General features: G+C 32.8%; 8 protein-coding genes. 1 reads left to right on the top strand and 7 read right to left on the bottom strand.

Annotated elements, in window-relative coordinates; genetic code table 11:
• Window positions 1-145 precede the first annotated feature (145 nt).
• From MBM09_RS02925 to MBM09_RS02915, 3 genes are all read right to left on the bottom strand, one after another.
• Window positions 146-523, bottom strand: a complete 378-nt coding sequence (locus MBM09_RS02925) for a hypothetical protein (protein WP_238675358.1) — start codon at window positions 521-523, stop codon at window positions 146-148.
• Between the two features lie 18 nt (window positions 524-541).
• Window positions 542-1,981 (bottom strand): DUF5689 domain-containing protein, encoded by a 1,440-nt coding sequence (locus MBM09_RS02920; protein WP_238675357.1) that lies wholly within the window; start codon window positions 1,979-1,981, stop codon window positions 542-544.
• Between the two features lie 67 nt (window positions 1,982-2,048).
• Entirely contained in the window at window positions 2,049-4,850 is a 2,802-nt protein-coding gene (locus tag MBM09_RS02915; RefSeq protein ID WP_238675356.1) for a TonB-dependent receptor, read from the bottom strand.
• A 139-nt stretch (window positions 4,851-4,989) separates the two neighbouring features.
• Between MBM09_RS02915 and MBM09_RS02910 the strand changes: the two genes are divergently transcribed.
• Window positions 4,990-6,039, top strand: coding sequence for an endonuclease/exonuclease/phosphatase family protein (locus MBM09_RS02910; RefSeq protein WP_238675355.1), 1,050 nt, complete (start codon window positions 4,990-4,992; stop codon window positions 6,037-6,039).
• Window positions 6,040-6,047: 8 nt separating this feature from the next.
• Here MBM09_RS02910 and MBM09_RS02905 read toward each other — a convergent pair whose 3' ends face one another.
• The 4 genes from MBM09_RS02905 to MBM09_RS02890 all read right to left on the bottom strand — a co-directional run bounded on the left by MBM09_RS02905 (window position 6,048) and on the right by MBM09_RS02890 (window position 12,521).
• The gene (locus MBM09_RS02905; RefSeq protein WP_238675354.1) at window positions 6,048-6,488 is read right to left on the bottom strand and encodes a hypothetical protein; all 441 of its coding nucleotides are present in this window, start codon (window positions 6,486-6,488) and stop codon (window positions 6,048-6,050) included.
• 103 nt (window positions 6,489-6,591) lie between these two features.
• A complete protein-coding gene (locus tag MBM09_RS02900; protein WP_238675353.1) occupies window positions 6,592-8,226 on the bottom strand; it encodes an Ig-like domain-containing protein in 1,635 nt (544 codons plus the stop codon).
• A 68-nt stretch (window positions 8,227-8,294) separates the two neighbouring features.
• Window positions 8,295-9,953 (bottom strand): hypothetical protein, encoded by a 1,659-nt coding sequence (locus MBM09_RS02895; RefSeq protein ID WP_238675352.1) that lies wholly within the window; start codon window positions 9,951-9,953, stop codon window positions 8,295-8,297.
• 12 nt (window positions 9,954-9,965) lie between these two features.
• The gene (locus MBM09_RS02890) at window positions 9,966-12,521 is read right to left on the bottom strand and encodes a TonB-dependent receptor domain-containing protein (protein WP_238675351.1); all 2,556 of its coding nucleotides are present in this window, start codon (window positions 12,519-12,521) and stop codon (window positions 9,966-9,968) included.
• Window positions 12,522-12,549: the final 28 nt, after the last annotated feature.

Below are 12,549 nucleotides of genomic sequence, written 5' to 3'. Positions count from 1 at the left end.
TTTCTTGTTATTGATGAGTTGGTACAACTTTAGCAATCTACATCTTAATTAAAGAAAAAGTAAATACTGAAATTTTAAAATTTTAAAGATTAAATTCATGAGATTGCTTGGTGCTTCGCAATGATGAGCAGTATTTAATTTGAAATTAAGCAGCTTGAAACAGAATATAAGTCAATCCTAAAATAGCCAATGGCAATAACCAAAGCAACCAAATATTATAAGTCAGTTTTTTATTTCTAATCATTTTGGCGTTTAAAACTTTTCGTTTTCTACCACCGTATTGCATCCAGTTTTTAAAGTAAATAAAAATTGCTACTAAAACGAATAATGTCCAAGCTTTGTCTGCCGACATAGTATCCATGTGCATTTGCCTAAAAAACTTTGCAAAAAACACACCTAAAAGCAATATTAAACTACATTGTAAGAATGTAACGTAAAATGTAGCGATACTATTGGCTTTCTTACTTTTTTTAGTTTTGTAATGATGAAAAAAATGAAAAAACAAAATGTCAAATGTAGTCATTTGGCTAATTTAGGTTTACTACGGCACATAATCAATACTAATTTCATCAAGTTCATAAACACCATCAAAAGTATCGTGTCCGCTTCCTGTATATTTGAATGCAATGTACATTGTTCCTGAAACACAAGATAAATCTACACTTCCGGAGTTAAACCAAGGCGCAAACGAATCGGTGTCTTTTACAACATAAGCTGCAGATAAAACACCCCATGTTGAAGATGTAATGGTCGCTTCATCGCCATCCCAATCTAAGGAATATAGTACTTCCATAAAACTACTATCAGCAAGACTATTAGAAGTTTTAAAACGCAATGTTTCGCCTTCTTGAACATCTAAATTAATAGCAGGTGTTATTAACCACCCAATATTACTATCATCGCCAGAACTGGCTGGTTGAAATCTTGCCGAACGCCCTAACGAAGCATTTGAAGATGTTGATGAATAACCTTCCCAAGCTTCAGTGCCTGCTTCAATATAGTTTGTCCAACCTTCAATTTCTATGGGCCTGTTATTTCGTTGTGGCTCAAAATCTTCATAAAGTAAGTTTCCTGTCCCTACAGTATTGGCTAATCCACAGGTTAATTCTATGGGGTCGCAACGCTCTTCATTTTCAAAGTTAATATCAGCAGAACTATTGATGATTAACACGTTAAAATCATCTCCAAAATCTCTACTAAAAACGCCTGTTACGCTTCCGCTACCTTGTGGAATTATTAACGATTTAAAATCGGCAAATGTGCTGGTTTGTAAAATCATGGAAATGCCCGAATCGCAACTTTCTAAGGTGCGTAATCCATCAAACTCATCTATAGCCTCACTTGCAAAAGTGGCTCCCAATTCAAACCTATTTAATTGTATGTTATTTAACTGAATTAAGGTGTTTTCATCACGCTCATTTAATATTGATAAATCGCCTATTTTTGGGGTTATATCTGCTATTTCACTACTTCTTAAAATGATATTTTGATATTCTGCAGCCTGAATTTGTTTTACCGTTACAGCATCACCTTTGCCAATGGTTATCACACCATTGCTTTCACCAATGGCTAAACCTGTCATTTTCACATATACTTTTTGGCCAAATTGATAGGTGTCTGATAAATTGCTAACGTTAATATCGATTTTAAACCCCAGTCTTGGATCGCTATCGGGGTTACTGTCATCCGTTTTATTTTGAATGATTAATTCTTCAAAAAAGTTACCCGATTTATCTGAAGAAATCACATAACCTTCAATGTACAAATCAATGTCATCAGCAATAGTTGCCGTAGTTTTACCATCATTTACAGCCTGTTCATATAAAGACTTTATAGCATTAAATGTAGTGATTTGCTCTTGCGGAATAGTGGGTTCACTTATTGAAATATCTGGTATGCTGTAATCATCATCTTTTACACAAGAGAATACAAACAACACTATTGCAAATGCAAAAACCGATTTTATTTTATTTGCTTTCATAACGCTTTATTTTAGATTTCCGCCTTCACTTCGACAAGCTCAGTGCGATACGCGGAAATGACAAATTCTAGAATCTAACATTGAGATTTAAAAAATATGTAGCACCTCTACCATACCAATATTTAGCTCCAAATACTGGTGTTTCTAATGCTTTATCGTTTCTTAATTCTCTATAATTGGCATTTCTGCCTTGTTCAAAACCACCTGATTTATAAGTTTCATCCAAAAAATTGTTTACACTAGCAAAAAGTCCCACATAATACGTTCCTATTTTCCAAGATTTTCCTCCCACTAAGTTTACAACCATATAATCATTAAAACGCTCTTGTTTTAATAGTGCTCTGGCTAAATCTTCATCATAATCATTAAATACATTACCGTCAAAATCTGTATTAAAATTTGAGGATCTTGTTAACGGACTCACATCTACATAAGTATTTGTAAAGAAATTTGTAGTTGCCCCAAACCACCAGAAATCGGGATCGCGATATTCAAAACCAACAGAATATGCGTTTTGTGGACCTGAAGCTAATTTGTAATTCTTTAATTTAGATACGCCAAAATCTTTAAAACCATTTTCAAAACCGGCTGCTACAGATTCCTCATCTGGTTCTGTAGACAGAAATAAATTTGGGTTATTAGCATAAGTAAACTCTCCAACAGCTGCCACACCTTTTAATTTTATAGTTGGTGTAACTTGAGCTTCAACACCTAATTCGCCACCAATATGTTTTTTTTCAATGCCCTGTAAAATCTCTTGTACAAAAGCTGTATTATCGCCACCAATACCATCTGCAAAAAAGAACGATATCTCACTGGCATCACTAATTTTATTGTAATACCCTGTTAGTTTAGCTTTTATTATAGAGGAACGAAAAATATAACTCACATCTAAAGTTGTTATTTTTTCTTCGGAAATATTTGGAACAGTATTGTGATTTTCTCTTGAATTTGAATATGTGTTTTGAATAAAAGGCGCTCTTGAAATATAACCAGCATTTAACCCAAACAAGTGCTTTCCTGTTAATTTATATGTTAATCCTGCTTTTCCACCAAAGCCCGTGAAACTTAGTTTATCACCTTTCCCAAGTGAATTATCTGGAAACCCACCATTTTGATAAATACCTTCTCTTTGGTATTGTGTATTCTTCAAATTCCCTGAAACATAAAAATCTACTTTATTATAAGTGAATTGTGCCTGAGTAAACACACTTAATTCGTTAGCAAATACATTGTAATGATACTTGAATTTTTCACCTTCTGTAACTACTCTATTTGTATTTAGTAAATCATTTTGAGCTTCATCAATATTGGTGGCAAAACCATCAATATCTAAATAGGTTGTTGCTCCTAAAAGATCTAAAGTTTGTGCAAAATTTTCTGATTTTAAGCTCTTATAATTAATACCTGCATTAAGAACAATATTATTATTAATTTCTTTATTTAAAATGGAATTTAGGGTTAATTGGGTGTCATCTACTCTATCTTCATATAAGGCGTAAATGGCATTTCCTCCATTTTCTGCATTGGCAATGTTTGCTGTGTACATAGCATTCCAATCTATTTGGCCATCATTTTGAAATGTTTTTAAAGCTGAATACGCAAATTGCAAATCGTTTGGGAAATTACGTTCAAAATAACTTGGTAATTTTTGGTAATAGGTTGGGCTTGGATTTGCACCTCCACCTTGTGGAAAACCATCAATCAAATCAGTCCCATTATAATCTAACCTGCTATTCCCCAGTTTCCCGAATTGATAAGCTATATTCGTATTTAATGATGTTTTACTGTTTATATTCCAGTAATGATTTAACATAACAATGGGTTCGCTAACTTCCTTTATTCTAGAGTTGCGTTTTTCTCCATCTTGCCAACCCCAGTATTCGTTGTACTTTATGTCTTTTAAATCGTAAACTTCTTGAGTGTTTGGAGAAGATTTTCCCCTTCTATTTGGCGTATAAATTGCCGTTAGATTTATACTGTGTGAATTATTAAAAACTTTTTCTGCGGAAGCGAAAAACGAATTAGAATTATAACTTGTAGCGTCTTGATAACCTCCGTTACCCCAGCGTCTGCCAACTGAAACCACATAAGCCCAATTATTTTTTAATAATCCTGATGCGTATGTTGCCATAACCCGATTGGTATAACTTCTATTTGAAGAAGAATAGGTTAAGCGTCCACCTTCTCTAGCTTTTGAGGCTCTTACATTTATATTTGTTGCGCCTAAAATACCTCCAAAAGTATAATTAGATGGTGCTAAACCTAAAGTTAATTCTTGGTTTCTAAGCACATCGTTTATACCACCCCAATTGCTCCATTGTGGTCTTCCATTGTAAACTTTATTCATTTCAATACCATTAATTAAAATAGTACCATTGTTAGAATCTAAACCACGAACTCTGAAAAAGGAAGAACTAAATTCAAAAGCTGCTGTACGTTGAAATATATCTAAAGATGAGGCCAACAATCCTGAAATATTATCTGCTCCACTGGTATCGTCATTCAATTCATCATCAGATAATGTAATGGTAAACAAATCGGCAGTACTCGATAAATCTCTTTCTAAAGTCATATCGGTAATGTTTACCGTTTTTCCTTCACTTATAATAATTGGAAAGCGTTTTGTAATGTATCCCGATTTAGAAATTCTTAGTATATGTTCCCCTAAAGGGACATTTTCAGTAAAAATAAACTCGCCTAAAACATCTGTTAATACATATTGTTGAGTTTCTTCAATGGTAATAGTAACATCTTCAATTGGTTCAAAAGAGGTGGCATCTTTAACACTCCCCTTAACAAAGGTTTGTTGTGAATATAGTGCAATTGAAAAAATGCTGAATAAGAAAAAGAGTGAGGAGTTCTTCATACTTAAATTTAGACTCAGGTGATTAAAAAATCAACTGAATATCAATTAAATACCAAAATATAAAAGTTTAATTGATTTTCAATAACTTTGGCTTAAGTTTTGCGCTTATTATACGTAAGCTTATCATTTTTTATTAATTATGAATCTTTTAAAACTAAGTATTTCTATTTTTATAATATGTGTATTTATGACTGTAAACGCACAAGAGAAAAAATTCAAGATTCATACTATAGCTTTCTACAATTTAGAAAATTTATTTGACACCATTAACGACCCCAATAAATTTGATGAATTTAGTCCCATTATGGAGCTAAAAACAAACCATAGTGAAGCTTACAAACAAAAAATACACAATATGGCTCGTGTTATTGCTGATATTGGTAATGATGTTACCAAAAATTCTCCTGCTATAATTGGAGTTTGTGAAATTGAAAATAAAACAGTTTTAGAAGATATTGTGAATGACTCACTGTTAATTAGTAAAAATTATGGCATTATTCATTACGATTCTCCTGATGCTAGAGGAATAGATGTGGCTCTTCTTTATCAAAAAAACATATTTACACCCATAAACACAAGTTCTCATGAATTGAAAATTTATGATGACCAAAATCAAAAAAGAATTTACACTAGAAATCAATTATTGGTAAGTGGAAAACTTGAAAATGATTTAATTCATTTAATTGTAAATCATTGGCCTTCTAGACGAGGCGGTGAAGCTAGAAGCAGGCCTAAACGTGTAGCTGCGGCAAAATTGAATAAACATTTAATAGATTCCTTACAAGTTATAGACCCATATGCAAAAATTCTTATAATGGGCGATTTAAATGATAATCCGAATAATACAAGCGTTAAAAAGGTTTTAAAAACTAAAAAAGACAAAAGAAAAGTAGATTTAAAAGGTATATATAACCCATTTGAAAAACTTTATAGAAATGGATTAGGTACAACAGCCTATCGTGATTCTTGGAGTTTATTTGATCAAATTATGGTAACAAAACCATTACTTGAAAAAGATTATAGCTCTTTCAGGTTTTACAAATCCGGCATTTTTAATAAACAATATTTAATACAAAACCAAGGCGCTTATAAAGGTTATCCTTTTAGAAGTTGGTCTGATGGTGGGTTTAGTAATGGTTTTAGCGACCATTTCCCAGTGTATGTATATCTTATTAAAGAAAGTAATTAAACTCTCTTTTACCCAATCCAGGAACTCCAAGGAATTCTTGATAAAAACAGTACCAATGCTATTGAATAGAAAATAGCTATTGTTTTTAATTTAGCTTGCGATGTTAATTTCTTTTTATGTTTAGAATAGCCTATAGTAATTAGAGCAACTGCAATTATATTAACTAAAGGATGTTCTACTAAATACAATCTGTTTATAGAATCTTTCATAATTTCTCCCATACCCAGCTCACTAAACATTTGCAGTCTTGGAGATACAAAATATAAAACTAGCCCTATTAATAGTTGAATGTGAGATACAATTAGTGTAAACAATGACTTTCTAAAATCGTTTGCTTCGTACTCTTTACTTCCCAGTGTTTTTATTATAGCATTCATTGTTGCTATTATCAAAACTATTAGCACTAAATATGCCCAATAGGAGTGGAGTGATCTTACTGTTTCGTACATAATTGTATTTTTTTATTTTATTTAACAAATGTAATAATTAAAAGCATAAAAAAACCGCTTCAGATTGAAGCGGTTTAAATTTAAGTTATTTTTTAATTACTTACTATTCCCATTTATTTTCAGCATCATTACCACCCCAAATTAGAGTTGCTAAATAAGGATTATCAATAAAAGGGTTTCTATTGCCTTGAGCAGCATAAATAACGTCGTTACGTTGCATTTCAAATTCTGAAACAGGGTCTTCAATATTCCATCTTAAGAATAATTCTAGTGAACCAACAGGGTTGAAAGATTCGCCATATCTGATATTTAAATACATAATCATACGAGCTACATCACCTTTCCATTCATTACCAGGATACCACTCGCTATTAAATAGATTATAGGTTGAGCTTCCATTACCATCTCCGTAAGGATTATTACTTCTATTGTTATTTACATTTTCATCACATGCTCTTAAATGGTGTAAATCTGCTTTTACTATCTCATCTTTTGCTTCTCCACCTTCTCCACCAGCGTATAAAGATTGTGGGTAAATGTGTTCGGTATTAAATGTTTGTGGAGAATATGAATTTGAGGGGGAATTGTACTCTTCCCAGTATCTACTTTCACTTGAGTATATTAAAATTACATTGTCTGGGTTATTTAAATCCTCATCGGCATCATACAAATAGTTATGTCTTTGTGAATACTGTAAAACTGTAGTGTGATTTGAAACGGTTAATGTTTCTATTTCATCAAATAATAAGTCGCTATCTTGACTAAATACTACCCCATCGTAATAGTTACTAATGCTTAAAGGTATATTAAAGTTAATAGGTGTTAGTACATTAATAGAAACAGTTGCTGTGGAGCAGTTTGGTGTTTCATCATCATCACAGATGCTATAGGTAAAAGAATCATTACCTGTGAAATCGGTTTGAGGTGTATATGTTATTGTTCCATCAGTATTTAATGTTACTGTACCAATTGTTGAAGCATCATCTATAGAATCTATAACGGCATCGTCTATTAGTTGGTCATTTACCAACACATTTAAGATTTTTTCGCTGTTTTCGTTGATATTGAAGTCATCATTATTTGCTGTTGGATTTCCTTCATCAGTTACAGTAATAGTTACTGTTGCTGTAGAACAGTTTGGTGTTTCATCATTGTCACACAGAGTATATGTAAAGGTGTCTTCTCCTGAAAAGCCATTTGATGCAGTGTAAGTTATTGTATTATCATTATTTAAAATTGCAGTCCCGTTTATAGAACTAATATTCAAATTAGATAAAACGGCATTATCTACTAAACTATCGTTATTTAAAATTTCTAAAGTTATAATATTGTTCTCCTCAACGGTGTATCCATCGTCTACTGCAACTGGATTTCCTTCATCGGTTACAGTTATGGTTACTGTAGCAGTGGAACAATTTGGAGTACTAAAGGAATCGCATATGGTATATGTAAATGTATCTGTACCAATAAAATTTGTATTAGGTGTATAAACTAAAGCATCATTGGCTGTTTTATATATTGTTCCGTTGTTTGATGAAGTTTCATCAAAAGTATTAATTAAGGCATTGTTTTTTAAATCATCATTTTGCAATACATTAATAGTAATAGTTGTGTTTTCTGAAACAGAAGCGTTATCATTAACTGCAATGGGCTTTTCCACAGTTACAGGATCATCACTACCGCAACTTAACACCATAAAAAGGACAATTGTTGATAGTTTATATAAGCTTTTTTTCATAATGAAAGTTTTATAAAGAGAAAAAAACCGCCCCTTTAGGAGCGGTTTAAAAATTATAGCAATTTAGGTTATTCATTATATACCCAAACGCCACCTTCTTTAATTACACTTTTAGTTTCGTTACCAGTAGAACCAGTATATACAACAAAAGTTAATTTATATTTTTGGCCTTCTGCAGCACTTGGGTCTCTAACATCAAGTAATACATTGAATGCTTCTAATAACATATCATCATTCCAGTAGTTTGAGCTACCTGATCTTCTATCAAAACTACCAAAGAACCCTACATTATCGGCAGGTCCAGGATATATTTCTATAAATGCTTCAGAAATCAAGGTTACATCAGCACTTAAAAATGTGTAATTGATGGTGTTATCTGGTACCCAAACACCATTTTCAAATCCATATTGGAAACTAGTTTCAATAACATCAGGTGTAAGTTTCCATTTATCTCCATCAAAAATACTGTGACCGTATTTGGTAACTGTTTCGTCTCCATTATAAAACGCATATTGAACCATAGTTACATCATCAGCTTGAGCGAAAGGAAATAAATCTTCTAAAAAGATATCTAATATATATATATTGCTACTACTGAAATTAGGGAATCTAAATCCAAAAGAATTAAAGTCTGCTTCAGTAAACGTGTATGGAAATTCCCAATCGCCGTTGTTTTTTGCAACTATAGAAGATACTTCAACAACAGTCGCATTTTCAACATATACCCCACCAGTGTAAAGTAAAGTTACTGTTTCTGTACCAACAGAACCATTGTAAATGGCATAAGTTACAGCATAAACATCACCTTCAGTAGCTACAGGTAAAACAATATTAAGGGCTTCTAAAATCATAGCATCTGTCCAAGCATTATCACTAGACCCAACTCTTACATCAAAACTTCCAAAATTGCCTAAGTTTGAGGCAGGATCTGGGTAAGTAGATGCTAAGTCTGTTGCAATAGTATCATAATCATCTCCAGACAATGTATACTCTACAGCGTCTGAACCACTAGCTTCAACATCTAATTTTAAGAAACTATAACCATTATGTTGCACTACAAAAGTTTCTGAACCTGGGCTACCATCATAAATAGGGAAATTAACTACAACAACTTGTCCTGTGTTATATTCTGACGCTAATAATCCTGTAAGCGCTTCTAAAATCATGCTATCAGACCAGTAAGCATCGTTGGATGATCTTCTTTCAAAGTTTCCAAATCTAGCGGCACTACTTGTAGCCTCGGGATACTTGGAGCCTAAAGTACCTTCTATACTCTCAAAATCGCTATCGCTTAGTGTATAAGCTAAAACTTCGGCATTATATGTTAATTCTACAAAAGTTCCATTTTCAGCAGTTTCATAGTTTGAAGATAAATAGTCGTCTATTTGATTCAAGTTTGATAATGTTTCTGAAGCAGTAATTGGTTCTGTTAAAGTTTCATCATATAAATTATAGCCTACATTAACTAATGAACCTTCACCCCATACAGGATATAAATCAGCTAAAAAGTCTGGTATTAGCAAATCAGCTTGATCTTGGTCTTCAAAATATTCTTCACCATTTAATTCTGTTTCATATTCTGCATAATCTTCTGAAGTTAATGTATAGTCTACAGCTCCTACAACTGGACTTGGTTTCGCATCTATATCACTATAAATATCATCTAAAGGATTACAACCGGTAAAGGTTAATCCTAAAATCATTAAGTAAAATATTATTTTTTTCATTTTCAAAGTTTTTTAGAAATTAAGTTTTGCTCCTATACTAAAGGTTCTTCCGTAGCCAAAATACACTAATGCCGTTTCTGTTACAGAACCAGTACCGTCCTGAGCATCAGAGATATACTCAGTATCAAACACATTATTCATTCTTGCCGTTAAACTAGCATCGAAAGGACCAAACTTAAATCCATGTGTCATAGCAACATCAAATAAGCCATAATCAGGCATTTTCCATGCATCAGGCGCACCTTCTACACCACGATCACTAGGATCGAAATCTGCATATATATCTGCGTAATAGTTATAATCTAAAATAAGTCTAGTATCTGGTGCAAACTTATAATTCACTCCTAAAGCTGCAGTAGTTTGAGCTGCATCTGCTACATGTAAATCTTTTATATATAAATCAACCGTTTCAACTACATTTTGGTCTTCATCAAGAATAGAAACATCTGTCACGTTGCTATCCCATCTCCAATCTCCCAGTGATGCCATACCAGTAATATCTAATTTACTAGTTGCTCTAAAGATAAAATCTAACTCGATACCTTGATGAATTGCATTTACCCCTAAAATATTTGCTGCGGCTCTAGTACCATCAGGTTGTTGGAATGTTGCAGTTTCAGTTCTATCATTCCATCTTGTGCTATAAAGGTTTAAATTAGCAGATAATTTTTCCCCTCTAAAACCATAGCCTAATTCAAAACTTGATATTTTTTGGTTTGGCGCATCAGCATTTATATTATCATTACTAAAGTTTAAGAATACAGAATCAAATCCTGGTGCTTTTTCAAAATAACCTAAGTTAGCAAACACATTATGATTTGCATCTATTCTATAATTAGCACCACCTTTTGCACTAAACCCAAAGAAGTTATAACGATCTGTTTCTTGCAATGGATCAGAATCTAAATAAGTGAAATAATCTATTCTTTTATAAGATGTATTAGAGGCTGCTAACGATATAAATGTATTGAAGTTTTCATTTACATCATACTCTAATTGACCAAAGGCTCCTAACCAACCAACTAAACCATCATTATAATAATCTCTTTTGTCTCCTACTTTAAGTGCTGCATTTGGATTGTTTACGTTACCATCATCTAAAGCATATTGAGCACCTAATAAATCTGTTACTTCTGAGAAATGTATCCCTTTGTAGTTTCTATAATCTAAACCAGCTAATAAAACTAAATCTTCGGTTAGGTTTGTTTTTAAAGTAGAAAGTACACCATACCAGTTATGATCGTTACGTGATGCTCTTAAATAGGTTTCTGCACCATTTGCACCTGCAGCAATATTTTCGTCTACTATTTTATCAAAATTTATTGGACCAAAATTACCTGTTCTATAATCACCTTGCCCAGTATTAGCATCAAATCCGAATTTAAAAGTTCCGGCAGTACCACCACCTCCACCAGATCCAAATGATGCGTAAGCAGAAGTATTAATTGAAGTATTATCATTTAAGTCCCAATAATGGTTTATAGACATTTGTGGTTTGTGGTAAAAGTTGTCTTCTTGAAAAGTTACTTGTCCGTTTTTATAACCCCAATCGGCATTAAATTTTCTACCTCTTTCACTTTTTCTATACGTTTCGATTAACTGTCTGTTTTGTCTTTGTCCGTGACGTTGTTTAGCACCAAATGCTGAAAATGACAACTTGTGTGAATCATTAATTTCTTTAGAAATATTAACAAAATATGACACCCCAGAAAACTCAGTACCATCAACATATCCATCGCCTTCAGTTTTTGCAGCAGATACTGTAGCAGCAAAACCGTTATCCATTAAACCAGTAGAGTAAGTTAAGCCATATTTCAAGTAACCATCATTAGCTATTGAGGTTATAACATTTCCTCCTTCTTCAACATCTGTAGTTTTTGTAACTATGTTAATTGTACCACCAATAGAAGGCACTGCAATTTTCGCAGCTCCTAAACCTCTTTGTACTTGCATTTGACTTGTTACATCTCCAAGACCAGCCCAGTTACTCCAAAACACACGACCATTTTCCATGTCGTTTACTGGAATACCATTAATCATTACCGCAACATTTTCAGAATTAAATCCACGAAGGTTTATTCTACCATCACCATAACCACCACCAGCTTTTGTTGCATAAACACCTGGTGTAGATTTTAAAATTTCAGGAAATTCTTGAGTTCCCAGCTTTAGTTCAATATCAGCTGCTCTAACAGTTGATACTGCTACTGGTGTTTTTCTATCTACTGCAACAGAGGCAATAATTTGTATTTCTTCAAGTCCAAATTGACTTGATTCTAAAGAAATAGCTCCTAAATCAGCATTTCCAGTAAAAGCAACAGTCTTAGAGTTATAACCAATATAGGATATAACAATTTCTCCAGAGCTTGTTTGAGTGTTGATTGAAAAGTTTCCATCAAAGTCTGTAACAACTCCATTGGTTGTACCTTTTTCAACAACGTTTGCCCCTGGCAATGGAATGTTAGTTCCAGCCTCTAAAACAGTACCTGTGATAGTGCTTTGTGCCATTATAACTGCAGAGCACAAAAGCATTACAGCTAGGAATAAAAAATTAGTAGTTTTTTTCATAATTCTAATTATGTATTAATTATTTGAA

Origin of the sequence: Flaviramulus sp. BrNp1-15, from assembly GCF_022259695.1 — a bacterium.
Taxonomy (GTDB): Bacteria; Bacteroidota; Bacteroidia; order Flavobacteriales; family Flavobacteriaceae; genus BrNp1-15.
This window is presented reverse-complemented; position numbering and strand designations above follow the sequence as displayed.

Coding starts and splice junctions, on each gene's coding strand:
- MBM09_RS02925 (WP_238675358.1), bottom strand. CDS start 523: ATGACTACATTTGACATTTTGTTTTTTCATTTTTTTCATCATTACAAA.
- MBM09_RS02920 (WP_238675357.1), bottom strand. CDS start 1,981: ATGAAAGCAAATAAAATAAAATCGGTTTTTGCATTTGCAATAGTGTTG.
- MBM09_RS02915 (WP_238675356.1), bottom strand. CDS start 4,850: ATGAAGAACTCCTCACTCTTTTTCTTATTCAGCATTTTTTCAATTGCA.
- MBM09_RS02910 (WP_238675355.1), top strand. CDS start 4,990: ATGAATCTTTTAAAACTAAGTATTTCTATTTTTATAATATGTGTATTT.
- MBM09_RS02905 (WP_238675354.1), bottom strand. CDS start 6,488: ATGTACGAAACAGTAAGATCACTCCACTCCTATTGGGCATATTTAGTG.
- MBM09_RS02900 (WP_238675353.1), bottom strand. CDS start 8,226: ATGAAAAAAAGCTTATATAAACTATCAACAATTGTCCTTTTTATGGTG.
- MBM09_RS02895 (WP_238675352.1), bottom strand. CDS start 9,953: ATGAAAAAAATAATATTTTACTTAATGATTTTAGGATTAACCTTTACC.
- MBM09_RS02890 (WP_238675351.1), bottom strand. CDS start 12,521: ATGAAAAAAACTACTAATTTTTTATTCCTAGCTGTAATGCTTTTGTGC.